At 44.4% G+C, this 26,981-nt stretch carries 25 protein-coding genes and 1 tRNA gene; 12 read left to right on the forward strand and 14 right to left on the reverse strand.

Annotated features, from left to right (window positions below; genetic code table 11):
- The first annotated feature begins 522 nt into the window (after window positions 1-522).
- Complete coding sequence (locus BT_RS22420; RefSeq protein WP_008764603.1) at window positions 523-2,238, forward strand: ATP-binding protein; 1,716 nt, start codon at window positions 523-525, stop codon at window positions 2,236-2,238.
- A 73-nt stretch (window positions 2,239-2,311) separates the two neighbouring features.
- On the opposite strand, the gene BT_RS22425 is transcribed toward BT_RS22420, so the two are convergent.
- Genes BT_RS22425 through BT_RS22445 form a run of 5 tightly spaced genes read right to left on the reverse strand, consistent with a single transcriptional unit; the run spans window position 2,312 to window position 7,966 of the window.
- A complete protein-coding gene (locus BT_RS22425) occupies window positions 2,312-3,187 on the reverse strand; it encodes a sugar phosphate isomerase/epimerase family protein (RefSeq protein WP_008764604.1) in 876 nt (291 codons plus the stop codon).
- Window positions 3,188-3,198: 11 nt separating this feature from the next.
- Entirely contained in the window at window positions 3,199-4,071 is an 873-nt protein-coding gene (locus tag BT_RS22430; RefSeq protein ID WP_008764605.1) for a 3-keto-disaccharide hydrolase, read from the reverse strand.
- A gap of 37 nt (window positions 4,072-4,108) precedes the next feature.
- Window positions 4,109-5,584, reverse strand: a complete 1,476-nt coding sequence (locus BT_RS22435) for a Gfo/Idh/MocA family protein (protein ID WP_011109263.1) — start codon at window positions 5,582-5,584, stop codon at window positions 4,109-4,111.
- Window positions 5,585-5,641: 57 nt separating this feature from the next.
- Window positions 5,642-6,709 carry a Gfo/Idh/MocA family protein gene (locus BT_RS22440; RefSeq protein WP_008764608.1) on the reverse strand — a complete coding sequence of 356 codons (1,068 nt, stop codon included), beginning with the start codon at window positions 6,707-6,709 and terminating at the stop codon, window positions 5,642-5,644.
- A gap of 21 nt (window positions 6,710-6,730) precedes the next feature.
- Window positions 6,731-7,966 carry an acyltransferase gene (locus tag BT_RS22445; protein ID WP_008764609.1) on the reverse strand — a complete coding sequence of 412 codons (1,236 nt, stop codon included), beginning with the start codon at window positions 7,964-7,966 and terminating at the stop codon, window positions 6,731-6,733.
- A gap of 149 nt (window positions 7,967-8,115) precedes the next feature.
- Here BT_RS22445 and BT_RS22450 point away from each other — a divergent pair, with 149 nt between their 5' ends.
- Entirely contained in the window at window positions 8,116-8,682 is a 567-nt protein-coding gene (locus BT_RS22450) for an MTA/SAH nucleosidase (RefSeq protein WP_008764610.1), read from the forward strand.
- On the opposite strand, the gene BT_RS22455 is transcribed toward BT_RS22450, so the two are convergent.
- The gene (locus BT_RS22455; protein ID WP_008764611.1) at window positions 8,652-9,011 is read right to left on the reverse strand and encodes a YbaN family protein; all 360 of its coding nucleotides are present in this window, start codon (window positions 9,009-9,011) and stop codon (window positions 8,652-8,654) included. The genes BT_RS22450 and BT_RS22455 overlap by 31 nt on opposite strands.
- A 128-nt stretch (window positions 9,012-9,139) precedes the next feature.
- Here BT_RS22455 and BT_RS22460 point away from each other — a divergent pair, with 128 nt between their 5' ends.
- The 7 genes from BT_RS22460 (at window position 9,140) to BT_RS22490 (ending at window position 15,175) form a co-directional block, all read left to right on the forward strand.
- The gene (locus tag BT_RS22460) at window positions 9,140-9,514 is read left to right on the forward strand and encodes a 6-pyruvoyl trahydropterin synthase family protein (protein ID WP_008764612.1); all 375 of its coding nucleotides are present in this window, start codon (window positions 9,140-9,142) and stop codon (window positions 9,512-9,514) included.
- Window positions 9,515-9,543: 29 nt separating this feature from the next.
- On the forward strand, window positions 9,544-10,089 hold the full coding sequence (locus BT_RS22465) for a 7-carboxy-7-deazaguanine synthase QueE (RefSeq protein ID WP_032840540.1): 546 nt from the start codon (window positions 9,544-9,546) through the stop codon (window positions 10,087-10,089).
- 56 nt (window positions 10,090-10,145) lie between these two features.
- Window positions 10,146-10,886: a (Fe-S)-binding protein gene (locus BT_RS22470; protein WP_008760113.1), complete on the forward strand. Its 741-nt coding sequence runs from the start codon at window positions 10,146-10,148 to the stop codon at window positions 10,884-10,886.
- Window positions 10,883-12,268, forward strand: coding sequence for a lactate utilization protein B (locus tag BT_RS22475; RefSeq protein WP_008764614.1), 1,386 nt, complete (start codon window positions 10,883-10,885; stop codon window positions 12,266-12,268). Before BT_RS22470 ends, BT_RS22475 begins: the two co-directional genes overlap by 4 nt.
- A complete protein-coding gene (locus BT_RS22480) occupies window positions 12,265-12,846 on the forward strand; it encodes a LutC/YkgG family protein (RefSeq protein ID WP_008764615.1) in 582 nt (193 codons plus the stop codon). The genes BT_RS22475 and BT_RS22480 overlap by 4 nt, the downstream gene beginning before the upstream one ends.
- Window positions 12,847-13,049: 203 nt before the next feature.
- Window positions 13,050-13,922 (forward strand): pyridoxamine kinase, encoded by an 873-nt coding sequence (locus BT_RS22485; RefSeq protein WP_008764616.1) that lies wholly within the window; start codon window positions 13,050-13,052, stop codon window positions 13,920-13,922.
- Between the two features lie 80 nt (window positions 13,923-14,002).
- Window positions 14,003-15,175, forward strand: coding sequence for a DUF418 domain-containing protein (locus BT_RS22490; RefSeq protein WP_008764617.1), 1,173 nt, complete (start codon window positions 14,003-14,005; stop codon window positions 15,173-15,175).
- A gap of 247 nt (window positions 15,176-15,422) precedes the next feature.
- Here the strand turns inward: BT_RS22490 and BT_RS22495 are convergent, their stop codons facing one another.
- Genes BT_RS22495 through BT_RS22515 form a run of 5 tightly spaced genes read right to left on the reverse strand, consistent with a single transcriptional unit; the run spans window position 15,423 to window position 19,632 of the window.
- Window positions 15,423-16,772 carry an energy transducer TonB gene (locus tag BT_RS22495; protein WP_008764618.1) on the reverse strand — a complete coding sequence of 450 codons (1,350 nt, stop codon included), beginning with the start codon at window positions 16,770-16,772 and terminating at the stop codon, window positions 15,423-15,425.
- Complete coding sequence (locus BT_RS22500) at window positions 16,769-17,341, reverse strand: RNA polymerase sigma factor (RefSeq protein WP_008764619.1); 573 nt, start codon at window positions 17,339-17,341, stop codon at window positions 16,769-16,771. Before BT_RS22500 ends, BT_RS22495 begins: the two co-directional genes overlap by 4 nt.
- Before the next feature lie 5 nt (window positions 17,342-17,346).
- Window positions 17,347-18,000 (reverse strand): lysophospholipid acyltransferase family protein, encoded by a 654-nt coding sequence (locus tag BT_RS22505; RefSeq protein WP_008764620.1) that lies wholly within the window; start codon window positions 17,998-18,000, stop codon window positions 17,347-17,349.
- Window positions 18,001-18,025: 25 nt separating this feature from the next.
- Window positions 18,026-18,982, reverse strand: coding sequence for a phosphatidate cytidylyltransferase (locus BT_RS22510; RefSeq protein ID WP_011109264.1), 957 nt, complete (start codon window positions 18,980-18,982; stop codon window positions 18,026-18,028).
- Complete coding sequence (locus BT_RS22515) at window positions 18,979-19,632, reverse strand: CDP-alcohol phosphatidyltransferase family protein (RefSeq protein ID WP_008760121.1); 654 nt, start codon at window positions 19,630-19,632, stop codon at window positions 18,979-18,981. The genes BT_RS22510 and BT_RS22515 overlap by 4 nt, the downstream gene beginning before the upstream one ends.
- Window positions 19,633-19,822: 190 nt before the next feature.
- Here BT_RS22515 and BT_RS22520 point away from each other — a divergent pair, with 190 nt between their 5' ends.
- A complete protein-coding gene (locus BT_RS22520; protein ID WP_011109265.1) occupies window positions 19,823-21,688 on the forward strand; it encodes a vWA domain-containing protein in 1,866 nt (621 codons plus the stop codon).
- A 382-nt stretch (window positions 21,689-22,070) separates the two neighbouring features.
- Window positions 22,071-22,505, forward strand: coding sequence for a DUF5053 domain-containing protein (locus BT_RS22525; protein WP_008760122.1), 435 nt, complete (start codon window positions 22,071-22,073; stop codon window positions 22,503-22,505).
- Window positions 22,506-22,607: 102 nt separating this feature from the next.
- Here the strand turns inward: BT_RS22525 and BT_RS22530 are convergent.
- The 3 genes from BT_RS22530 to BT_RS22540 all read right to left on the reverse strand — a co-directional run bounded on the left by BT_RS22530 (window position 22,608) and on the right by BT_RS22540 (window position 23,738).
- A tRNA-Trp gene (locus BT_RS22530) sits at window positions 22,608-22,680 on the reverse strand.
- Window positions 22,681-22,745: 65 nt separating this feature from the next.
- Window positions 22,746-23,099 (reverse strand): arsenate reductase family protein, encoded by a 354-nt coding sequence (locus tag BT_RS22535; RefSeq protein ID WP_008760124.1) that lies wholly within the window; start codon window positions 23,097-23,099, stop codon window positions 22,746-22,748.
- 54 nt (window positions 23,100-23,153) lie between these two features.
- A complete protein-coding gene (locus tag BT_RS22540; RefSeq protein WP_032840622.1) occupies window positions 23,154-23,738 on the reverse strand; it encodes a uracil-DNA glycosylase family protein in 585 nt (194 codons plus the stop codon).
- Between the two features lie 124 nt (window positions 23,739-23,862).
- Between BT_RS22540 and BT_RS22545 the strand changes: the two genes are divergently transcribed.
- A complete protein-coding gene (locus BT_RS22545) occupies window positions 23,863-26,970 on the forward strand; it encodes a SusC/RagA family TonB-linked outer membrane protein (RefSeq protein WP_011109268.1) in 3,108 nt (1,035 codons plus the stop codon).
- The last annotated feature ends 11 nt before the right edge of the window (window positions 26,971-26,981 follow it).

The raw sequence follows: 26,981 nt of genomic DNA on the forward strand, positions 1-26,981 counted from the left end.
AATCTGTAAAGACAGAATATAATGTTCGTGATAGTATAAGGTATGATAGTATATATCAGCATGATAGTGTATATCTAACGGTAAAAGGAGATACGGTATATCAGTATAAATATAAATATCTGTATAAGTACCAATATGTAAATAAGACAGATACTTTGATAAAGACTGATTCAATACAAGTTCCTTATCCAGTAGAGAAACAACTTGCTAAATGGCAGCAGTTTAAACTGGACTTAGGGGGAATTGCTATGCTGATTATTATAGTAATCGTTTTTATTTTACTAGGAAGGACTGTGCATAGATTGAAAATATGAAGGGATAGTGTCGAATATATGGTAGTAAAGTTGATGCGCGTGAACTCGGCTATTTCTCTTAATGTGGATATAGCCGAGTATGTGCAGATTGTATATCATCTGCGTATTGGTTATATATCCTATAAATAAATGAATTTATTTTCTTCTCTCGCCTTTATTATCAACTATTTTGTACCTTTGCCTGTATAGAGCAAAAAATATTGAGATTATGGCAAAAATAACGATTCCTTATGCAGTATCCGATTTTGTAGAGATGCGAGAGCGTGGCTTTTATTATGTTGATAAGACAAGGTACATTTCAGGTCTTGAGGATTATAAAGCTCCTGTATTCCTACGTCCTCGCCGTTTTGGGAAGAGCTTGCTGATTTCTATGCTAGCCTGTTATTACGATCGTACTAAAGCACATCGTTTCGAAGAACTGTTTGGAAACACTTGGATTGGTAGTCATCCCACATCAGAACACAACCGTTATATGATTATCCGCTATGATTTTTCGGCTATGGTAATGGCGGACAATATACAAGGTTTGACACAGAATTTTAATGATTTGAACTGTGGTCCTGTAGAAGTCATGGTAGAACATAACCGTGATTTGTTCGGGGATTTTCAGTTTGTCAATCGGGGGGATGCCGCAAAAATGCTCGAAGAGGCTCTTACTTATATTCGTTCTCATGAATTGCCAAAAGTCTATATTCTGATTGATGAATATGACAACTTCACCAATCAACTCCTTACAGCTTACAATGATCCGCTCTATGAGGAAGTTACTACTGCCGATAGCTTTCTCCGCACTTTTTTTAAAGTAATAAAGAAAGGTATTGGTGAAGGGAGCATTCGCACTTGTTTTTGCACAGGTGTGCTACCTGTTACTATGGACGATCTGACCAGTGGATATAATATTGCCGAAATACTCACGCTGGAACCGAACTTCCTGAATATGCTCGGCTTTACGTATGAAGAAACAGAAACTTATTTGCGCTATGTGCTTGATAAATATGCTGCTGGACAAGATCGTTATGATGAAATCTGGCAACTCATAGTGAGTAACTACGATGGTTACCGTTTCCGTCCTAATGGGGAACGCCTTTTTAATTCTACCATCCTTACTTATTTTTTCAAAAAGTTCGCTGCTAATGCCGGTAGCATTCCGGATGAGCTGGTTGACGAGAATTTACGTACAGACATTAACTGGATACGTCGTCTTACTTTATCGTTGGATAATGCTAAAAAGATGCTGGACGCATTAGTTATTGACGATGAATTACCATACAATGTAGCTGATCTTTCCAGTAAATTCAATAAGAGAAAGTTCTTTAATAAGGAATTTTATCCGGTGAGCTTGTTCTATTTGGGGATGACAACGCTTAAAGATAACTATGTGACGACATTGCCTAATATGACGATGCGCAGCGTCTATATGGATTATTATAATCAGTTAAATCAAATAGAGGGAAATGCACAGCGTTATGTTCCTGTATACCGGAAATATGATGCTGACCGTCGTTTGGAACCATTGGTGCAGAATTATTTTGAACAATATTTAGGACAATTCCTGGCACAGGTATTCGACAAAATAAATGAGAATTTTATTCGTTGTTCTTTTTATGAACTTGTTTCCCGTTATTTGAGCAGCTGTTATACGTTTGCTATCGAACAGAACAACTCTGCCGGACGTTCGGATTTTGAAATGGCAGGAATTCCCGGTACGGATTACTATACGGATGATAGAGTAGTGGAGTTCAAGTACTATCGGGGTAAGGATGCTGAGAGAATGTTATCTCTTAGTGAACCGCTTCCTGAGCACGTGGAGCAGGTAAAAGGCTATGCTGAGGATACAAAAAGGAAATTTCCTAATTACAATGTGCGAACTTATGTGGTGTATATCTGCTCTAACAAAGGGTGGAAATGTTGGGAGGTATATTAAAATAAAATAAGAAAAAACAGTAGACTCAAGCAATAAAGCGTGAACCTACTGTTTCCTTTTTCTGTATTTACTTCTATTTACTATAAGACGCCTTTACAAAAGGAGCATCCAGCAAATAGTCCAGACTCTTCTTGACACTTTCCTCTACAGGACAACTGTACCCTTCTATTTCAGCAACAATATGCTTTACGCCGGCAACCTTTGCATTTCTGAAGATAGCATCGAATCCGACCATACCACTATCTCCGATTTCTTTGTCATCTTTGATATGAAGCACGGTGAAACGTCCCGGATACTTGTTGAAATAGTCCACAGGACTGTGCTGCCCTCTGACAATCCAATATACATCCATCTGAAAAAAGACATACTCAGGATTGGTATTCTCAATCATATAGTCCAACATAACCGCTTGATTTTCTACTTTCTGAAATTCATGCGCATGATTATGATATCCGAATTTCATACCGTTCTGCTGGCATCTTTTGCCTATTTCATTGAAATAGTCGCAATACATCTTCATCTCTTTCATTGTTTTAGGAACACCGATTCCCGGATTTACGATGTATTTCATGCCTGCTGCTTTATGAGCGGCAATGCTTTGATCCCACCATTTCAGTGACTCGGAGAAATCTCCGGAAGCCACTTCCTTGTCCGACAATCCTCTGGAACAATGTGAAGACAGTACTTTCATACCAGCCTTTTCGACAGCATTCTTAAACTCTTCCGGAGTTTTGCCATAGAACTTGCCATTATCATAATTGGCGGCTTCGATGCTGGTGTATCCCATTTGCGCCAGATTCTTCAACACTACGTTGAGGTCGGTTCCATTATTTATGATGTCTCTGACCGAATAGAGTTGTATGGCAATGTCTTTCTTCTTTTTCGCATCTGCTGCCTGCGGAATTGCCAGCAGCAATGCGAACAGCACTAATAAATAGTTCGTTTTCATAATATGATGCATTAGTCAAGAACCTTCACGCGGATATTGCGGAACCATACGTCATCACCGTGATCCTGCATTCCGATAAATCCTTCGTGGTTTTCACCACCGCAATTATTCAGCAGTTCGAAAGCCAACGGCCATTTGTCCTGACTGAACTTGCTGGCCTGCAAAAGGTCGGTCCATTGTTTGGTCCACAAGTGATATTCGAGTACATTCTCGTCATTCTGTCCGTGAACAACCGTACCTTTATAAACCATGATCTTAGCCTTGTTCCATTCACCGAAAGGTTTTGCATTCTGAGGAACTGCCGGAATCATGTCATATAAAGAAGCCGACTGACGGTTATTGTCTTTCCCCAATTTAGCATCCGGATGATTGTCATTGTCCAATACCTGATATTCAGGTGCGGAAATATAGATCGGTTCGAGCACGTCGTTACCGTCCTTATCTTTAGAAGTCACTTCCTGAGCTAAATAGAAGATACCGGAGTTACCGCCTTTGGAAACTTTCCATTCCATTTCCAGTTCGAAGTTTTTGAATTTGTGGGCAAAGATCAGGTCTCCGCCGTCACCGTTCTGCGCTTCACCGCTACCAGAACCGTTGAACTTGATACAACCGTCCTCGATAGTCCACTTGGAAGGAACTCTGTCCTTGCCATAACCACGCCATCCATTAAATGTTTTGCCGTCAAAGATAGTGATGTAACCATCCGCATCTACTGGTAATTGCAAGCTATCCATCTCTGCCGCTTTTAATGATTTTGAATATGATAATGCTACTTCGTTTGCCGATTGCTCTTCCTGAGCACTCCCGGCTTTCTTCTGACCGCTGCAGGAAACTAAAACTCCCGCTGCGAGACAACAAGCTAATGGGTAAAATACTTTTTTCATATAATATCAATTTATTTTTTTGATCTTTAATTTCCTCTTATCGTGGCATATCAGGCAAATTCCATCCTTCGCGATAATTATGTTTCACCAATTCGGCTGCGAATTGTTTCGCATTGATCGGATCTGTCCAGGTCTTATTGAATGACGGGTGACCATCATGAATTGTAAATCCGTCCTTAATGCAGGTTCTGAGTGTTTCGTTATCACCGATATTAGTGAAGCACATATTAGCGCCGTCCCATTCCAATGTCTTGTTCAATCCTTGCAGACGGATAGCCAATACACCCATTACCACCATTTCATTCATCGGTCCCGATTCGGAGAAATCCGCTTTCGGCATCACGCGGTTGGATTTGTCTTCCTTACAAGCGCGTACCCAGTCCATTTCATGAGAACAAGTAACACGGCGGCATACTTTCGGTGCATTGGGCACACGGCCTGACAACAAGAAAGGTTGTTCTCCGTAGCAGCCGCAAATCAATGTATCTTTTGTTCCGTGGAAAATAGTCAGACCACCACCGGGGCCCATCAGTTGTTTTCCTTCTGGGAAACCTTTCGGACGTTCCGGCATCATACCGCCGTCATACCAGTGTACCTCAACTTCCGGCAAGGCAACTTTCGGCATATTGTCGCGGGCGGGGAAAATCATCTTCACGTGTTGGGCCTGAGGAGCGCAGGCACTCAGTAATAAAGTAGAAGAACCTTCCACCTTGGTAGGATAACCTAGCTTCAGAGCTCTGAACGGCTGATGCAGAATATGACAGGCCATATCTCCCAGTGCACCTGTACCGTAATCCCACCATCCGCGCCAGTTCCAGGGATGATAAACGTTGTTGTACGGGTTCAGTTTGGCAGGTCCGGTGAAAAGATCCCAGTTTAATGTGTTGGGGATGCGGTCCGCCTTTTCGGGTGCATTCAGTCCTTGCGGCCAGATAGGACGGTCGGTGGCGCATTCCACTTTGGTTACTTCGCCGATTTCTCCATTCCAGATCCATTCGCAAACCAGGTCGGTACCTTCGCCCGATGCTCCCTGGTTACCCATTTGAGTAACTACTCCAGTAGAGGCGGCAAGGTTGGTCAGCAAACGGGATTCGTAAACGGAGTGAGTCAACGGTTTCTGGCAATATACGTGTTTGCCCATTGTCATAGCGTCTGCCGTGATGATGGCATGAGTATGGTCGGCGGTAGCAATGATTACGCCGTCAATGGATTTGCCCATTTCATCGTACATCTTGCGGTAATCCCAGTATTTCTTCGCATTCGGGAATTCATCGAATACGCCTTTGGCATATTTCCAGTCTACGTCACAAAGGGCTACGATGTTTTCGGTGCCCTTCACGTTGTTGATGTTGGCATGTCCCATACCGCCGATACCTACGGCTGCGAGGTTCAGTTTGTCGGTTGGGGAAACGTGTCCGTGGCTCATACCTAAGATAGAGCTGGGAGCAATGGTGATTCCTGCTAAAGCAGCAGCCCCCGTTTTAAGAAATTTTCTTCTTGAAAAGTCTGACATGGTTTTATTTTTAAGAGTTAATAATTGATTTCAGTTTCTTATTTTATTGAATATTTATTATGGCTTTTGAAGTAATCCGTATCCATTTTTCATATTTCTTCTTCTTTCCCATATTTGCTCAAGTGTCTCCAGTTCACCGATAGCAGGCAAATCATGTGTATAGGCATCGTGCAAAAAGGTCCATGCATATTCCGATGCGATGGCTGAATCGCGTATGAGCGGCAGTTGGGGATTTCTGATTCCGGTCTCTATGGAGTCGGCGAATAAGTCGCACAGCACATCGATGTTTTTTCCACCGAACGGCTTCTCTATATGATGGGTCTGCGTCACTCCACGCAGATCGACGACAGCTGTTTTGAAATCATGCGTCATTCGGGCGATACCTTTGGTACCGATGATGTCCACGTATGAGTTATGAGTCTGATCTTTGGACAATTGTCCGTACACAAACCCCTGAGTGATATCAAAAACAACGCCGTTCTGGAATGTCCCGTGACACTGTACCCACCAAGGATCTTTATAACTCCACATATTGACGCCCTGCGCATGCCATGTCTTGTATTCGCATCCGGCATACCAGCGTGCAATGTCTACATAATGCATTCCGCAGTCATGGAAGGCGGGACCTTCATATTCGTGACCTTCGCCTGGTGCGAGGCCCGGAGTCATGTGGCAGATTCGCAGAATGGCAAGTTCGCCGATCTCGCCCTGATCAATAAACTGTTTGATAGTCTGATGATACCAGGCGTTGCGGAGATACAAATTGACGGTAGAAAAACAACTGGCTTTCTCGGTGATGTCTACTACTTTCCATTCTTTGTCTATGGTGTCTGATACCGGTTTCTCGGAGATGATATGTTTCCCGTATTTGATAGCCTTTTCAATCCGGTCAAGCCTTGAGTCTGCCAATGCGAAGAGTCCGACCACCTGCACACTTTCATCATCGAACATTTCCTGTTCATTTTCGAGTATTTTCGATTCGGGCGACAATTGCTTTGCCAGTTCGCGGCAGTCGGGATTGATGTCGCAAATGTATGCGACATCCCATCTTCCGCTTTTCTGCATCTCTTTCAAATAAAATCGTCCCATTCGACCGAATCCAATAAGACCAACTTTAATTTTCATCGTATATCTTTTTTAGTTTCTTTATCCCATTATATACTTTGCCTTGTGAGGCATCAGCTTATATAGTAACGCGGTGAATGCCCAGCTGCAAAGGAAAATACAAACTGCCATCAACGGAACCTGCAACGGAATTGGAATTTCCGAAGGACCTATCAGCAGAAAGAACGGACCTACTACAAAGTAGTGTACCATATAAATTCCGAAACCACATTGGGTCATGTTGGCTAATGCTTTGACGATGACAGGTGTATTGATCACTACTTTCTGCAACATCAGGAACATGGCCAAAGTCATCAGTAACACGTTCGGACTACAGAATGTGAAGTAAAGTTCCATCTCAGTCTCCGTAGCATTCGGGTTGGCGGCAGTTGTGCTGAACCCTGTGTACGTCACATAATATCCAATGGCAAACATCACGGCACAAATGAGGAATGTCTTCCAAACACTCCAATCATTAGTAAGACGATCATCTTTTGACGAACCACTAAAAGGCCAGAAAATTTTTAGTGCATTTCCGTTGCCGCCTTCTTTCAGATAATGTCCCAACAGCAGGTAGCCGTTGAATCCGGCAAAGTAGTAGAACATACTGAACTCGTTCCACGTGTCAGTGCCGAATACATAGCCGCTCCGGTCGAAAAGCATATTGGCTACATATTCGCGGATATACGGGATAAACAGGGAAACAATCCAGATGAAAAGGAAAATTTGTTTGGTTTTATTGCTTGCCCGCTCTACCCATGCAGAGAAGAAAGGCATATAAAGATACAATCCGATGAGCAGATAGATATACCACATATGGTTCTCCTTATGGCTGAAGTTGAACGGTATCATGGCTACATCTTTCAGAGAATCGATGAGGCTTTGCGACTCATGTCCCTGAGTATAGCAGAAGAAGTCGCCGATGATTTCTTTGGGCAGACCCAGCAGCCCCGTGAACCAGGGGAACATACTGTAAAGTACCGACCAGATGAGGAACGGGAAAAGTACGCGGAAGATGCGCTTCTTATAAAAAGTGCCTAAAGGCTGTTGCTTGACCGGTAGCAGCAGTAATCCGGTCATCATTACGAATAAGGGAACCGAAGGACGGAGAAGCGAACCGTAGATGGCTGCCCAATGTGTGTACTCGGGAATAACGCGCATCGTAGGAGAAATGTAAAAAGGGTCAATGCAATGTACGCCGATTACCATTAGCATGGCGACGCAACGGACAACATCCAGCCAGACCATCCGGTTGTCCGCAATAGAGTTTTGAGTCATGATATTTTGTTTTTAAGTTATGTAGGCAAAGTTAGCGAACGCCGAAAGCAACCATCATTAAAAACTGATCATTTTAGAACAATCTCTGACCATTTCGAGTATAAATGCTTATTTTTGCATCTGATAATGTCTATTTATACAGAAAACTTATGCTGAAAATATTAGTAACGTATGCCGTTCAAGGCGAATTTGTAGAGATAAAGTGGCCCGATGTAGAGCCTTATTACATCCGTACGGGGATCGGAAAAGTGAAGTCCGCCTTTCATCTGGCAGAAGCGATCCGCCAGGTGCAGCCCGATCTCGTTTTGAATCTCGGAAGTGCAGGAACAGTCAATCATCAGGTAGGGGATATCTTTGTCTGCCGCAAATTTATAGACCGCGATATGCAGAAACTTGCCGGACTAGGTATGGAATGCGAAATAGATTCTTCCGCTTTGCTCGAAACAAAAGGCTTCTGCAAGCATTGGACGGAAGAGGGAATCTGTAATACGGGAGATGGTTTCCTGACGGAACTGACTCACGTAAGCGGAGATGTCGTCGACATGGAAGCGTATGCGCAAGCCTTCGTCTGCCGTTCCAAAGAGATTCCTTTTATCTCCGTGAAGTACGTGACCGACATTATCGGACAAAACTCCGTGAAACATTGGGAGGACAAACTTGCCGACGCCCGTCAGGGGCTTTCGAACTATTTCAATGTCTTGAAAGAAAGAATATGATAGGTGACTCCTGCCGCTATCAGTCCCAGAAGAATTTTCACCCATAGGAACGGAATCAGGAAGAAGATGCAATAGAGCATCGTTCCCCACATCAGCACAAGGGAGATAATCTTGGCGCGGAGCGGTATTGCCTTGTTTTCCCGGAAATTGCGGATGTATGGACCGAAGTGCCGGTGATTCAGCAACCAGTTATATAATCGTGGCGACCCTTTGAAATAAAGTGCGGCGGTCAGTAACAGAAAAGGGGTAGTGGGCAGTAACGGCAGAAAGATGCCGAGAATGCCGAGTCCGAGAGATATGCTTCCTAAAACAATATAAAGAGTTTTCATTCGGCAAAGATAGTGTAAAAACAGGAAAAAATAATCGGGTTTGCTGGATGAAAGCTCTTTTTATATTACCTTTGTCCTTGCATCGAGGTGACATTAGATGCTTGTAACTATATTAAATATATACAGCCATGTTTACAGTAATCAAACGCATGGAGATATCAGCTTCTCACAAGCTGGTACTTCCGTATCGCAGTAAATGCGCCAGTCTACACGGTCACAACTGGATTATCACTGTCTATTGCCGTTCCTCACGGCTCAACTCCGAAGGAATGGTGGTGGATTTCACCCGAATCAAAGAAGTGGTCACGGAGAAACTGGACCATCAGAATCTGAATGAAGTACTTCCATTCAATCCGACAGCAGAAAACATTGCCCGATGGGTTTGCAGGCAGATTCCGCAATGCTATAAAGTAGAAGTGCAGGAGTCCGAAGGAAACATCGTCATCTACGAGAAAGATGCTGTGGCAAACGAGAAAACTCCGGCAGCAGGAGAGACAGAATAGACAATAGAAATTTTAGAACAGCTCGAATGATGAGAAAGATTAATGAAATCTTTTACAGTCTACAGGGTGAAGGCTACCACACAGGTACTCCGGCAGTCTTCATCCGTTTTTCCGGATGCAACCTGAAATGCAGTTTTTGCGACACACAACACGAAGCAGGCACCTTGATGACTGACGACGAAATCATAGCCGAAGTCAGCAAATATCCCGCCGTTACCGTTATCCTCACAGGGGGAGAACCTTCGCTCTGGATAGACGACGCACTGATCGACCGTCTGCACGAAGCGGGTAAATACGTTTGTATCGAAACCAACGGCACGCGACCGCTGCCGGAGTCCATCGACTGGGTGACCTGTTCGCCCAAGCAGGGTGTCAAATTAGGGATTACCCGGATGGATGAAGTGAAAGTTGTCTACGAAGGGCAAGATATAAGTATTTATGAACTGCTTCCCGCTGAACATTTTTTCCTCCAGCCTTGTTCTTGTAATAACACTGCTTTGACAGTGGACTGTGTAATGCGACATCCTAAATGGAGACTAAGCCTGCAAACACACAAACTAATCGACATCCGGTAAGCAGAGAAAACGGATGTAGTAGCAGAGGATGCATCTAAATTTTACGTAATATAATTATGAAAGTAGGTTTATTTATTCCTTGTTATATCAATGCTATCTATCCCAATGTGGGGGTAGCATCGTATAAACTATTGAAAAGTTTAGGAGTAGATGTCGATTATCCGTTGGATCAGACCTGTTGCGGACAACCGATGGCGAATGCCGGTTTTGAAGATGAATCGATGAAGCTGGCGCTCCGTTTTGACGATCTGTTCCGGGAGTACGATTACATTGTCGGCCCTTCCGCCAGTTGTGTGGCATTTGTGAAAGAGAATCATCCCGGTATCCTTGAAAAAGAAGGGCACGTCTGCCAGAGTGCGGGGAAGATTTACGACCTTTGCGAGTTTATCCATGATGTGCTTAAACCGACGAAGATACCCGCACGCTTCCCGCATAAAGTCAGTATCCACAACAGTTGCCACGGTGTGCGTGAACTCTTAATTTCCGCTCCCAGTGAGTTAAATATCCCTTATTACAATAAATTGCGCGATCTGCTCGATATGGTCGAAGGCATCGAAGTTTTCGAGCCCAGCCATATAGACGAATGTTGCGGGTTTGGTGGTATGTTTGCCGTAGAAGAGCAGGCGGTGTCCGTCTGCATGGGGCGTGATAAGGTGAAAGACCACATGGCTACCGGAGCCGAATACATTGTCGGAGCGGACAGTTCCTGCCTGATGCACATGCAAGGTGTGATCAAACGGGAGCATCTGCCGATTCAAATTATCCACATTGTCGAAATTTTAGCGTCGCAATCATGAGTACCAAACATTCAAAGGCTGCCGAAAAGTTCTTGCAGGACAGCAAGATGGCAGCATGGCATAACGAAACCCTTTGGATGGTCCGAGCCAAAAGGGACAAGATGAGCAAGGAAGTTCCCGAATGGGAAGAGCTTCGCAACAAGGCCTGTGAACTGAAACTTTATTCCAACAGCCACCTCGAAGAGCTCTTGCAAGAGTTTGAAAAGAACGCCACTGCCAACGGAGCGATTGTGCACTGGGCAAAAGATGCGGACGAATATTGTGCCATTGTGTACGAAATACTGAATGAGCATAATGTACATCATTTCATCAAGAGCAAGTCGATGCTTGCCGAAGAGTGCGGGTTGAATCCCTTCTTGATGGAACGCGGAATAGACGTGGTAGAGTCCGACTTGGGCGAACGTATTCTGCAATTGATGCATCTCGAGCCGAGCCATATCGTTCTTCCTGCTATCCACATCAAACGGGAGCAAGTGGGAGAACTGTTTGAAAAGGAAATGGGGACGGAAAAAGGAAACTTCGACCCGACCTACCTTACTCATGCCGCACGCAAGAATCTGCGCCACCTCTTTCTGAATGCGGAAGCCGCCATGACGGGCGCCAACTTTGCCGTAGCCTCTACCGGAGACATTGTAGTCTGCACCAATGAAGGGAATGCCGATATGGGTACTTCTTATCCGAAGTTGAATATAGCCGCTTTCGGCATGGAGAAGATCGTGCCGGATCTGGATGCGCTAGGTGTGTTCACCCGTCTGCTGGCACGTTCGGCAACCGGACAGCCGGTGACTACCTATACCTCTCATTACCGCCGTCCGCGTGAAGGTGGCGAATATCATATTATTATTGTGGATAACGGCCGGAGTACGATCCTTTCCAAGCCCGACCATATCAAGACATTAAACTGTATCCGTTGCGGTGCCTGTATGAATACCTGTCCGGTCTATCGCCGGAGTGGGGGATACTCCTACACTTACTTTATACCCGGCCCTATCGGTATCAATCTGGGGATGGCTCATGATCCGGAGAAGTATTATGATAATCTTTCCGCCTGCTCCTTGTGTATGTCCTGTTCTGATGTCTGTCCGGTAAAAGTGGATTTGGCAGAACAGATTTACAAGTGGCGTCAAGACCTTGACGGATTGGGAAAGGCGAATACCGGAAAGAAGATAATGTCCGGTGGCATGAAGTTCCTGATGGAGCGTCCTGCATTGTTCAATGCGGCTCTGTGGGCGGCTCCGATGGTAAACGGCCTGCCACGCTTTATGAAGTACAATGACTTTGACGATTGGGGCAAAGGACGCGAACTGCCGGAATTTGCCAAAGAGTCATTCAACGAAATGTGGAAGAAAAACGAGGTACAGGGAAAGGAGGAATCAAAATGAGCAGCAGAGAAGAAATATTGGCGAGCATCCGTAAGCATACGCAGACACGCTACGAAAAACCGGATATAGCAGATATGAAACGTTTGACGTATCCGGACAAAATAGAGCAATTTTGCGCTATCAGCCGTGCGGTAGGCGGTACGGTAGTGGTATTGGGTGAAGGCGAAGATGTGAATGCTGTCATTCGCCGGACGTATCCGGATGCGATGCGCATTGCTTCCGTATTGCCGGATATATCTTGCGCAACTTTCAATCCGGATATGGTGGACGACCCGAAAGAACTGGACGGTACTGAGGTAGCCGTTATTCGGGGAGAGATCGGAGTAGCGGAGAACGGTGCTGTCTGGATACCGCAAACCGTGAAGTATAAAGCGATTTATTTTATTTCGGAGAAACTGGTGATTCTGATCGACCGGAATAAGATTGTGGATACCATGTACGATGCTTATCGCAAACTGGACGGACAGGAATATCAGTTCGGTACCTTTATTTCCGGCCCGTCAAAGACGGCGGACATCGAACAGGCATTGGTCATGGGAGCGCATGGAGCACGGGAGGTTTTGGTCATATTGACGTAACTCCGCTTTATTATTCTAAAATAAATTTGGATTTAAAACAATAGAAGCTTAGTTTTGTTAGGACAAAGAAAAATGGAGCTTCTGTATAAGATAAACAAAGGCTCTGTTGATAGGAAACAGAGCCTTTGTTGTTGATATATAGAGCCTCTGTTTTCTGTCTCATCCATGGAAAGAACTATAATCGTCTAAATAATAAAAACAGTATGTATGCAAATAAAGTAAAGAAGATAGCTGCCGTTCATGACCTTTCGGGGATGGGACGTGTTTCTCTGACAGTCGTTATTCCTATCTTATCCTCTATGGGTTTTCAGGTTTGTCCGCTTCCTACGGCGGTATTGTCCAACCATACGCAGTATCCCGGCTTCTCCTTTCTGGACCTGACGGATGAAATGCCGAAGATCATAGCCGAATGGAAGAAGCTGGAAGTTCAGTTTGACGCTATTTATACCGGTTATCTGGGTTCCCCGCGGCAGATTCAGATTGTTTCCGATTTCATCAAGGATTTCCGTCAGCCGGATAGTCTGATAGTAGCCGATCCGGTGCTGGGTGATAACGGCCGGCTTTATACCAACTTTGATATGGAGATGGTGAAAGAAATGCGTCATCTGATAACCAAAGCGGATGTGATCACACCGAATCTGACAGAACTGTTTTATTTGCTGGACGAACCGTATAAAGCGGATAGTACGGATGAGGAACTGAAAGAATATCTCCGTCTCCTGTCCGATAAAGGTCCACAGGTGGTTATTATCACCAGTGTTCCGGTGCACGATGAGCCTCATAAGACTTCCGTATATGCCTACAATCGTCAGGGAAACCGCTACTGGAAAGTGACTTGCCCTTATCTGCCTGCCCACTATCCGGGCACAGGGGATACATTCACAAGTGTGATCACCGGCTCCTTGATGCAGGGAGACAGTCTTCCGATGGCGTTGGACCGTGCTACCCAGTTTATTCTGCAAGGGATTCGGGCAACCTTTGGCTATGAGTATGACAACCGGGAAGGTATTTTGCTGGAAAAAGTGCTTCATAATCTGGATATGCCGATACAAATGGCAAGCTATGAGTTGATATAATTAATATTTATAAACTTTTGTACTTCAGATATTTCTACTATTTTTACTGCCTAATTAGTAATCATGAATAAACATATCTGATGACTCAAACACTTAAAACGACTGAACGGCTTGGAGTAGTAGATGCTCTGCGCGGATTTGCCCTGCTGGCTATTGTATTGTTGCACAACCTTGAACACTATAATCTGTTTTTACCGCTGGATTATACGTTGCCGGCATGGTTGCAGACCATAGATAAGTATGCGTGGGATACCATGTTCTTCCTGTTTGCAGGGAAAGCATACGCTACGTTCTCTTTGTTGTTCGGATTTAGTTTCTATATCCAGTTTCATAATGCGGAAAAGCGCGGAACAGATTTCCGTGGACGATTTGCGTGGCGGATGTGCCTGCTTTTCCTGTTTGCACAGTTACATGCCTTGTTCTACAACGGGGATATTCTTTTGCTTTATGCAGTAGTCGGCTTTGCCTTGATTCCTGTTTGCAAGCTCAAAGATAAGACAGTCTTTTGGATTGCTGCCATCTTACTTTTGCAACCTTATGAATGGGGGCGTGCCATCTATGCAATGATCAATTTGGAGTATGTACCGTCAACAGGGCATTTTATTCCTTATTATAAACTTGCTCAGGAAGTGACATCCAATGGCAGTTTCTTTGAAGTACTCCGTTCCAATATCACTGACGGGCAGATGTATAGCAATATTTGGCAAGTAGAAAACGGTCGCCTGTTCCAGACGGCAGCTTTATTCATGTTCGGAATGCTTTTAGGACGCCGGAAGTATTTTATGAAAAGCGAAGAGTCCTTGCGTTTCTGGAAGAAGATGCTGACAGGTGCCATCCTTGCATTTATCCCTCTCTATTGCCTGAAAACTTTTATACCCGCTTTGATTACAAACCCGTCTATAATGGTTCCGTATAAGATTGCTGTTCCGTCTTATGCCAACTTTGCTTTTATGGTCATTCTTGTTTCTGTCTTTACCTTGCTTTGGTTTAAGAAGGATACAGGATATAGCTGGCAAAGTCTGCTGATTCCTTACGGTCGCATGAGTCTGACAAATTATATCTCCCAGTCAATCATGGGAGTAACCATCTATTACGGATTCGGACTGTCAATGTACAAGTATGCAGGAGCAACGGGAAGCCTGCTGATTGCATTGCTTATCTTCACTATTCAGTTGATATTCAGCCGCTGGTGGCTTGCCCGTCATAAACAAGGACCGTTGGAATTCCTGTGGCGTAAAGGAACTTGGATTTAGAATCTTATAACGACTGACGGGCGCTTATTATTCTCAAACCATTCTCATCGCAATGAGAAAAAATTCTCAAGGCTATGAGAAAAAATACTCATTGCGATGAGAAATAATTCTCAAGCCTATGAGAATCTTTTCTCATGGGCTTGAGAACTTTTTCTTATTAAAGTGAGTATAATTCTTGTTGTATTCATCATTCATAAGAAAGCTAATTCATAAAAAGTCAGCTCTCATAAGAACTCTGCCGGCTATATTACTTGTGGAATTTCACTGTGATTTCTGCCGATTGGTTTCCGTAAGTCCAGTCCGGACCTTCTTGAATCAGGCGTATGGCCTCCTTATCCAGAGACTTGCAAAGACTTTCCTTGACTTTAATGTCGAAGGGACGCCCTTCTTTGTTAACAAAGAAAGTCAAGGTAACTTTGCCTTTGACTTCTGCGCAAGCATCGTCCGCAGGGTATGCCAGATTCTTTTTCAGATACTTTTTATATTGCTTCATGCCTGTTACGGGTTCCGGAACGACAGGACCCTGTAAACTATCGGCCTTTTGGGAGATAACAGCGTCTTTTAATGTATCTGATTTCTGCAATGCACCCGAAGCTTTTTTCAAATCTTTGATGGATACGGCAGAAATGGCTCCTGTCACAGCTACCTTTTTCTGTGCGCCATATCCTGTTACTACGACTTCATCCAGTGTTGTTTTATTTTCACTCATGGCTATAAGCATATTCTTACTGGTGTCTGCCGGTATACTAACCGGATTATAGCCAATATAATGTGCAGTTAATATTTCATTACCTTCCTTTTTGGGCAAGGAGAATTCTCCGTTGATATCCGTTATCGCTCCATACGTTGCTCCTTTGTAAGTGACGTTAGCTCCGACGAGTGGTTCTCCTCTGTCGTCCGTCACTTTCCCTTTGATCATGTTGTTCATTTGGGTGGTCAATTGAGCTGCTTTCATCTTTTTCCTGTTGGCATCTAGGAAAGAAGTATCTGTAACCGTTGTGATAGCCGCTTCTTCCAGCTCTTCTGCCGGAGCAACCATTTCTTCCATTATCGGAGTTCCGGCAGGCGTTGCTTGGGGAGTCGCTGCTTTAGAAGCCACTGCTTTAGGAACCGTTGCGGAAGGAGCCCCCGAAGGTGTACTTTGGGATGGAGAATCCTGCCTTGTCTTGGCGATTATATCTTTTCCGACCGTTTCCTTTGTGGCAGAAGGACGACCGGAATCCGGTTCCATCTTTGGAGCGGATAGGGAAGTGTCTTCTTTGTGAGCAGGAACAGTTGCAGTGGCGGCGGGCTGCTCTTTAGCTATGAACACATCCTCTCCAACATTCTGTTTCAGAAACAGGAAGTAACTGCTGATTCCGATTCCTATAATCAGGCAGGCGGCAATGCTCCAGGTGACGGCATACGTATTTCTTTTCTTTGCCGAATGGGCGTTTACCTTCATCCGCAATTTATTAATCTGTTCTTCGTGGTCCCCTTCTACTTGGTGGTACCCATCCATCGCGTCAGCCAGAAAAGGGTCTTTCATCGACTCTTTTTCCAGTCGATGCGCCTCTTTTCCTTTGCGGAGTCCTCGTATGTAGTCCAATAGTTTCATAGGGCTTGTTTCTTAATACAAATTTTCAAGTTTCGCTTTCCGTTCTGGATATAGCTTTTCACGTTATTCAGAGTAAATCCGGTTTGTTCGACAATATCCGCATACGACATTTCTTCCAGGAAGAAACGTGTAATGCTGGTCCTTTGTTCTTCGGGCAGCTTTTCCAGACAGTGGTGCAATGCTTTCAGCTGCTCTTCCGAACTTTCCTCTTCACTTAATAGATGCAGAAATTCGTCGGATTCCATAATATTAATGGTATAATCCAGCGGAATTTCTTTGTTTTCCTTTCGTAACAGTTGCAGGCAATGGTTCTTCGCCACCCGATAGAGCCACGGCTTGAATGCTTTTATCTCATAATTGATGATTTTAGGTAACAGGTCTTCAAACATCTGCATCACCGCTTCCTGCGCTTGGTCTTCATCTTGCAGATATTTCAGGCAAAGTCCGTACGTCAGCGGGATATAACGGTTGTATAGTTCACCGAAATATTCCGTATCCCCGGACTTTATATAATGGGTCAGTAGTTCCTCGTCCGATAGCTTCGATATGTTTCGTACATTGAACAGCACTTTCTCTATTCGTCGTCTTCTGTTACTACCTGATATTTATCTTTCATCATCTCAAAATCATCCGTTATCTGTTTTAGAATCTCATGAACGTCTGTGCTTCCGGCTACGGCAGGCGTTCCGTAAAAGATGGATGCCTTGTAAGGCAATAAGATTAATTCTCCCTTGGGGAGTGAACGTCCCATGCCGGTCATGAAAACCGGTATATATTTCAGTTCCGGTCGCAGAGACAAGATACGGGCTATGCCGGACTTTATTTTTCCCATTTGTTCGGGCTTCCCTCTTGTACCTTCGGGAAAAAGAATCAGCGAGTATCCTTCATCGATGGCATCGAGCATTTTCCGGAGTGGGTCGTGCTCCGAGTCCTTTTCTCCTTTTCTTCTGATGAGAAGGGTGTTGATGAAGTAATTGCTGAAAGCGGCCTGAAACCGGGTTCTTCCGAAGTAATCTTCCGCGGCTACGGGTTTTATTTTCCACAAAAGGTTGCCGGGTAGGGAAGAAAGCAGGCTGAGTGTATCCAGATGGCTGTTGTGATTGGCAAGGATGATGAATTGTCCTTCTTTTCTGAGGAATCGGGTATCGGGGAACTGGACTCCCACGATCAGTTTCAGAAACCACCGGAATATACCTTTATATAGTATCTGCATCATGGCAGACTGCATGAATCTTTTTTTCATAGTATGCCGGCTAATAAGCTATATAATAAACGAGGTGGAAGAACACCGGAGCTGTATAGGACAGAGAGTCTATGCGGTCGAATACTCCACCATGACCGGGGATGCTATCTCCCATGTCTTTGATGCCTTTATCACGTTTGATGGCCGAGATGACTACATCTCCCGCAAATCCGGCAATGGCAATGAGGGCGCTGACCAGAATTACGTTGGGCGTGGAGAGCGGAGTGAGGAATCCCAGAAAGTATCCTATAACCGTAGTGCTGACGACACCTCCCAAAAAGCCTTCCCATGTTTTGTTGGGACTCACTTTGGGCAGAATTTTGTGACGTCCGAAGAGTTTTCCCCAGACGAACTGCATGATATCGTTGATTTCTGTAAGGAACACGAGGAACATCAGCAGTCCGCGTCCTCCCGCATTGAAGCCCGGCAATTCGGGTAACGAGAGAAGATAAGCGAGGTGGCTGATACCAAATACAGAAAGCATCAGAATCCATTGCAGCAAAGCGATGGATTTAGTGATTCCGTGTGTATCGCCTTTCAATACCAGTCGTAATGGCAATAACAGGAACATAACTACGGGGATGAATATGATGTATGCCCCATACCACGCGATATAAGCAAGATAGTATTGGATAGGAATAGCCAATATGCCCCAGAACAGTGCACGGCGGTCTGCCTCTCTGAATCCTAATACCGAATAAAGTTCTCTGAATGCTATAAAAGAGAGAAATGCAAGAAAAAAATAAGAAATGTCGTAGCTGATGAAAACGGCACCGATAAACATTGCTGCCATAATCCACCATGAGCGGGTACGGGCAACCAGTTCGCTGATATTGGTTTTCGGCGACAGCTTTTTTACCAGAAAGAGGGCGATGCTTGCCGTCACCAGCAAACAGATAATAAGGGTGATTACAATAATTAACTCATCGCTTAGCGTAGGGAATAATTTGTCCAATAGTTGTTTCATTTCGCTTCGTTGTTTGTGTGAGACATAAGATATAAACGGTGTATAAGAGTGGCGATCAGACCGATATTCATTAGTATAAGAGTAATGAGGCACACGATCTGTTCATATCCCCAGTGAATGGTGCAGGTGGCAATCACAAAGCACAGTGTCAGTAAAGCCATGCGATGTTGCTTCGCCATCGGGCCGTTAAAGAAATGCTGTTGTGTCTTGTAAGCTCCTATCCAGCGGAAATAAGCGGTCATTACGGCAAGCAGGGCGGCAAGCCATCCCAGTTCTATCCCGAATCCTCCGGCTACATAGCCTACAGGAATGATAAACAAGGCATCGGCGAATCGGTCGGGCATATCATTGTATAAATCTCCGTTGGCACTTTTCTTTCCTCCTTCTATAGCCACCATTCCGTCAAACAGATTACATAGTAACCGCGACTGCATACAGACGATGAACAGAATATAAGCGACGTATTTATTGAAATCGGGATAGATAACAGTGCCCGTCAGCAGAAGGCAACCAGCCAAAGCGAAGAATACACTCATCATTGAAATCTGGTTGGGAGTGATGCCCCAACCGGTTAGTTTACGGGCGATAATGTTAGCCCAAGCGGTGTTTCGTGAGGCTATTTCCCGCCTTCCGTCGACTTCATGTTTCATTTTTATGAATGTTTATTGTTCGCAAATATACACATCATCTTAGAAGCAGCAAAAGAATGAAGGATTATTTTGAAAAGCGTGCTATTTTCAATGAAAATAAAAAAACTTCAGTTGGTTTATGGAATCCGTGTGGAATCTGCATCTCTATAGTAAAAGCGGATTAATTGTAACATTTTAAAAAGATAAAGTTATGAAGACAAATCAACTCAGAGCAATGATGCTCACGGTGATGTTAGTGATTACTACATTGGGTGGTACGGTATGGGCACAGCCTTTGATCGTAAAGGGAACGGTGACGGACGGATCAGACGGTTCGCCGTTGGTAGGATGTGCGGTGACGGTCAAGGGAACATCCCGTGGAGCTGTTACGAACCTACAAGGGCAGTACAGGATTGAAGCAAACAAAGGGGAAACTCTTATCTTCAGCTATATTGGTTTTGATAAAGTGGAAAAAGTCGTATTCTCTGCAAAGATGGACGTAAGTCTTAAGGCCAGTTCTGATGTATTGGAAGAATGTGTTGTCGTCGGATACGGCAGCCAGCGAAAGGTAGCTGTTACCGGTGCCATATCAACCGTCAATCTGGCAAGTCTCAGACACCCGTCCGTACGTATGGATGCAGTAAATACGGAAGAATATAAATCGATCAGTGAAAATGGTTTTAAGCAGGTAGGAGAATCTCCGCTTTCTACTTTCTCTATTGATGTGGATGCCGCTTCTTACAGTAATATGCGTCGTATGATCAACAGTGGTACCTTGCCGGTGCCTGATGCTATCCGTACAGAAGAGTTAGTGAATTATTTCTCCTACGATTATGCGAAGCCGACCGGAAGCGATCCGGTGAAGATAACAATGGAAGCAGGTGTTTGCCCCTGGAATGCTGATCATCGTCTGGTACGTATCGGACTGAAAGCAAGGGAAATTCCGACTGACAAACTTCCGGAATCTAATCTGGTATTCTTGATTGATGTATCCGGTTCTATGTGGGGACCTACCCGTCTGGATTTGGTGAAGTCATCTCTGAAGCTATTAGTTAATAACCTGCGTGAAAAAGATAAAGTTGCCATCGTTGTGTATGCAGGCAACGCCAGCGTAAAACTGGAATCTACTCCGGGCAGTGACAAACAGAAAATACGTGATGCGATAGATGAACTGACATCCGGTGGCTCTACGGCCGGCGGAGCAGGTATCCAACTGGCTTATAAAGTGGCTAAACAGAACTTCCTTCCTAAAGGAAACAATCGGATCATTCTTTGTTCCGATGGAGATTTCAATGTAGGTGTTTCTTCTGTGGAAGGTTTGGAACAGTTGATAGAAAAGGAACGTAAGAGCGGAGTATTCCTGAGTGTGCTAGGTTATGGAATGGGTAACTATAAAGACAATAAAGGTCAGGCTTTAGCAGAAAAAGGGAATGGAAATCATGCTTATATCGATAATTTGCAGGAAGCCAATCGTGTCCTGGTGGGTGAGTTTGGCGCTACGCTTCATACGGTGGCAAAGGACGTGAAACTGCAAGTGGAATTTAATCCGGCTCAGGTGCAGGCATATCGTCTGGTTGGTTATGAGAGCCGTTTGCTGAAAGACGAAGACTTTAATAATGACGCCAAAGATGCCGGAGAATTGGGAGCCGGACATACGGTGACAGCTTTCTATGAAGTGATTCCCGTAGGCGTAAAGAATGACTACGTAGGAAAGATAGATGATCTGAAATATCAGAAGAAACAAAAAGAGACGGTGCAGCCGACCGGTTCTAATGAATTGCTGACCGTGAAACTGCGCTATAAAGCTCCGGATAAGGATGTCAGCAAAAAGATGGAAGTTCCCTTTGTGGATAATAAAGGAAATAATGTTTCTTCCGATTTCCGTTTCGCTTCTGCTGTGGCTATGTTCGGTCAGCTGCTTCGGGACTCTGACTTCAAAGGAGAGGCAAGCTATGATAAAGTGATCGGTCTTGCCAAGCAGGGACTGGATAATGATGAAAAAGGATACAGAAGAGAATTTATCCGTTTGGTAGAAACTGCCAAAGGGATGAAGCAGGAGAAAACCATAAGTGATTAACGGTTACAATTAGGAAAGAGTGTATAGATGCTATAGGAAGGTATCTAAGTGTTAAAGAATCAATTTAAAGGGCGGATTTATCTGCAATAGTTTTGCTAATAAACAAATGTTTATTATGTTTGTACTGTGTTTTTAAAGCGATGTTTGACAATCAGGAAGAGCTAAAGGCTCACATAGAGCATGTTAAGCGATGCTTGCAGTTCTATGCTCAAAGTGTGGAGGAATTGTTGAAGCAAGGATACCCACAAAGAGAGTTAGAGAGGTTGATCGATATTCAACTGGATAAGCTGATCGAACTCCTCAAACAACTGAAAGACTAACATTAACCTCCTCATGTATTGAGGGGCTGCTTTAAAAACTCAATCATATAAAAATGTTTGTTATGGGAACAGATAGAGAGATAAATAATTTGTTGAATGAATTTCTCCAGCTGGAGACAGATGAACAACGGAGACAGTTCCAGGGTAAAATAGCTCATACCTTATCAGGGAAAACGGAAGAGGAAAAACGTGAATTTGCTGAGATTCTTTCCAATAAAGCTCAGCAAACAATAGACCAGTCACAAGCGTTGATTGATGAATATGATTTCAAGCAAGCATTGAAAGATATTGTTCCGGCTATTACTTGGTCTTATATTGCTGAAGAATATTTTAATAAGTCGCGTTCTTGGTTCAGTCAGCGTATGAATGGTTATCATGTTAATAACAAGGTTGCTACCTTTACTGACGATGAAATTGATTTATTATCAGATAGTTTACTCGATTTGAGTGAACGAATAAAGAAAAGTGCTTTCCTCTTGAGGAAACATCGCCTTTAAAAACACAACTTTCGAATGAAAGCGGCTTCCATATTAAATTGGAAGCCGCTTTTTATATATAAAAATAGCTGTAAGCATTATACTTACAGCTATTTGACCTTGCACGGGAGGAGAGGCTCGAACTCCCGACACCCGGTTTTGGAGACCGGTGCTCTACCAACTGAGCTACTCCCGTGTTTGCGGCTGCAAAGGTAGTATAAACTTCCGAACCAGCAAATATTAGGGTAAATAAATTTCCAATTATTTTAATTTTTCCCATTCATCGGGCTTAAAACCTACCAGAACGAAACTGTCTGTCACTACTAACGGGCGTTTCACCAGCTTACCGTTTGTTGCCAGCAATGCGATTTGTTCTTCCTCAGTCATGGAAGGCAGCTTTTCGCTCAGTTTCAGCTCTTTATATACCAAACCACTTGTGTTGAAGAATTTCTTTATTGGCAATCCACTTCGTGGAATCCATGCTTTCAACTCTTCCACCGTAGGGTTATCTTCCACAATGAGCCGGTTAGTGTACTCAATGTTATTTTCGATTAGCCATTTCTTAGCTTTCTGGCATGTACTGCACGCCGGATATTGCAAAAATAAAGGTGTCATACTATATACTATTTATCGATTAATATCTAATACTTATTACTTAATACCTATTACTTAAATTACCATCTGCAAATCCTGATACATAATCCGATAGGCGGCGGCTTTTTTATCTAATGCAAGCGGGTACGCCCGTGAGGAAGAAGGCATCCGGTAGAGTCTCATCGCCCGTCCTTCAAACACAAATTCGGCATAGTCTCCTACTTTCGGTTCTTCCACTTCCAGTTGTGCACGGAGCGTATCCGTTGCCTTCTGTCCGGTGGTGACGATCGCTCTGCATTCGGGCAGTTGGCGGAGTAATGCAGCAATGTCCGTCGGTTGCACCACTTCCAGAAATTTGTCCGAAGCGTTATCCTGCAAACGCCGGATAGATGAGGCTGTATCGAACAGGGCGATTCCTTTTTCATTCAGGAAGTCAATAATCTGTTCCCGGCAGAATGCTTTCCGCGTATCGTTCAGAAAGTGATCTTTGTCTCCGAAAAACAAGAGTCCGACAATGCGCCACATATCATTGTTCAGGTTCGGATAATAAAAATCCATCGACCACCGTTTTCTTTGTGGCGGAAAACTTCCCAGCATCAGCAACTTTGCTTTTGGTGGGAGAAAGGGTTTTAAAGGATGTTTTTCGATTTCAATCTCCATATTGATGTAATTTCCTACAAAAATAACGAATCTATTCTTTTCCTTCAAAATAGTTGCGGAAAAAAACAAATTTAAAAATATTTGGCTATTTTTGCACGGAGATGGTGAAAAACAACTTATTGAAATGCTGTTGAAAACAAGAATAATTATAAGTTGCTGTTTTATAAGCTTGTTATCTTTCTTTGAAGAAGATTGTTATGCTTCACGGCCGGGGTCGAAAGAATGTGTGAAAGTCTCCTCTGCCAGTTTTACGGTAAGGGGGCGGGTCATCGATACCTATGGTGAACCACTTATCGGAGCGACAATCAGAGAGAAAGGCGGAGCGAATGGAACAGTGACAGATGTGGAGGGGAATTTCTTTTTATTCGTTCCGGATAGTGCTGTTCTGCAAATTTCTTTCGTAGGTTACGAGTCTCAGGAAGTCAGTGTAAAGGGTAGGTCAATGCTTGAAGTATGTCTGAAAGAAAATATTCTGCTGCTTGACCACGTGATTGTAACTGCTTTGGGACTTGAAAAGAAAGAATCCTCTTTGGCTTATGCCGTGCAAAAGGTGAGGGGAGAAGAACTGAATCGTGTGAAAGAAGTGAATATGATCACGGCTTTGGCAGGAAAGGCAGCCGGTGTACAGGTCAGCAAGAACTCTTCCGGCATGGGCGGATCGGCGAAAGTCAGTATCCGTGGGGTGCGGTCGGTGGCCGGTGATAATCAGCCTCTGTATGTGATAGATGGTGTCCCCATGCTAAATTCTACTTCGGAACAGGCTTATTCGGCTATCGGCGGTACGGCAAATGCCGGCAACAGGGACGGAGGCGACGGCATCTCGAATCTGAATCCGGAGGACGTGGAAAGTATCAGCATCCTGAAAGGAGCTCCTGCCGCAGCCCTGTATGGTAGCCAGGCGGCCAACGGAGTCATTCTTATTACTACAAAGAAAGGAAATACCGTAGGACGGAGGGATATTCATTTCTCTACCGGACTGACTTTTGAAAAGGCTTTTTCTCTGCCTGAAATGCAGAACAGCTACGGAGTAAGTGATGTAACAGACAGTTGGGGAGAAAAAGAAAATCTGACGGTTTACGATAATTTGGGTGACTTTTTCCGTACCGGACTGACGTCGATCACTTCTGTATCCGTCAACTCAGGAAATGACAAGCTACAAACATATTTCTCCTATGCCAACACCACCGGTCGCGGTATTCTGAATGAAAATAAACTCTCCAAACACAATATCAATCTGAGAGAGACCGCCGTCCTCTTCAACAGCAGGCTGAAACTGGACGGTAACGTGAATGTCATGAAGCAGACGGTGAAGAATAAACCCGTATCGGGAGGCTTTTATATGAATCCGCTGGTAGGGCTCTACCGTTTTCCTCGTGGCGAGGGCTTGTCTTATTATAAGGAGAACTATGAACGTTATGACGAGGACAGAAAGCTGAATACACAAAACTGGCATACTTTTACCGAAGACTTTGAACAGAATCCGTATTGGATACAAAACCGCATACAGAGTAAGGATGCACGTATCCGCCTGCTCCTTTCCCTTTCTGCCAATTTGAAAGTCACTGATTGGCTGACACTTCAGGCTCGTGGCAATCTGGATCACTCAGCCGATAAACTGCGTCAGAAATTTTATGCCTCCACCGCTACGGCACTCTGTGGGATGAACGGGCGCTATATTGAAATGGATTATCAGGAAACGCAGATGTACGGAGACGTGATGGCGATGGTCAAGAAGCAACTGAATGACTTCACATTGGACGTAGCCATTGGCGGCAGTATCAATGACAGAATCACTAACTCCACTCGCATTGATTCGAAGAATGCTTCGTTGAAATATGCCAATGTGTTCAATCTTGCCAATATCGTGATGAGCAGTTCTGCCAGTATCGATCAGAAAATAGATGCCCATTACCAACTGCAATCGGTCTTTGCGACGGCACAGATTGGCTATAAAGAAGGAGTCTTCCTTGACCTGACCGCACGTAACGACTGGTCGTCTACGCTGGCTTACACGAAATATGAGAAGAAAGGATTCTTTTATCCTTCCGTCGGTGTCTCTTTCCTTCCGGATAAGTGGGTAAAGATGCCCGAATGGGTTTCGTTCTCGAAGTTGCGCGGTGCTTATAGTATCGTAGGCAACGGGGTGCCTCCTTTTATCACTTACCCTGTTTCGTATGTGACTGCCGGTGGAGAGATACTGGCAAGCGATGCGGCCCCTTTCGCCGAGATGAAACCGGAAATGACGCATTCCGTCGAATTGGGCATGGAATGGAAGTTCTTGCAGCACCGCCTCGGATTAAATCTGACCTATTACCGTACCGACACGTATGAGCAGTTCTTCAAACTGCCTGCGCTTGCGGGGGATAAGTATGCCTATCGATACGTCAACGCCGGAGATATCCGGAATCAGGGATGGGAGATAACGCTGGATGCCACTCCGGTACTGACCCCCGACTTCACGTGGAAGACCTCTCTCAACTTCTCTGCCAATAAGAATAAGATTGTAGAACTTCATGAAGAACTGAAAGAATTTGTTTACGGACCTACCAGCTTCTCGTCCAGTTATGCGATGAAACTGGTGAAAGGCGGCTCTATCGGCGATATTTACGGTAAAGCCTTTATACGTGATGAAGCAGGCAGCATCGTTTATGGAACGGACGGAGACTATAAAGGACTTCCGTTGGTCGAAGGCGACGGAAATACCGTAAAGGTGGGCAATGCCAATCCGGATTTTATGCTGGGATGGAATCATTCCTTCTCCTACAAAGGTTTTAGCCTTTACTTCCTGCTTGACTGGCGCTATGGAGGTGAAGTCCTTTCGCAGACCCAGGCGGAGATGGACCTCTATGGAGTATCGAAAGCGACGGCACAAGCCCGTGATAAAGGATATGTTTCGCTGGAAGGCCAGCAAATAAGCGATGTCAAAGGATTCTATAAGAATGTAGTGGGCGGACGTGCCGGAGTGACGGAATACTATATGTATGACGCTACCAACCTACGGTTGCGGGAAATATCGCTGAGTTATAGCTTCCCCCGAAAATGGGTACAGAAAACGAATTGTCTGAAAGACCTGCAACTTTCTTTTGTAGCCCGCAACCTTTGTTTTCTGTACAAGAAAGCGCCTTTCGATCCCGATCTGGTACTTTCTACAGGCAATGACAATCAGGGAATTGAAGTGTTCGGTATGCCTACCACCCGCAGTCTGGGCTTTACTTTGACATGTGAATTTTAAGAGTAGGAGGG

Source organism: Bacteroides thetaiotaomicron VPI-5482 (assembly GCF_000011065.1).
GTDB lineage: Bacteria > Bacteroidota > Bacteroidia > Bacteroidales > Bacteroidaceae > Bacteroides > Bacteroides thetaiotaomicron.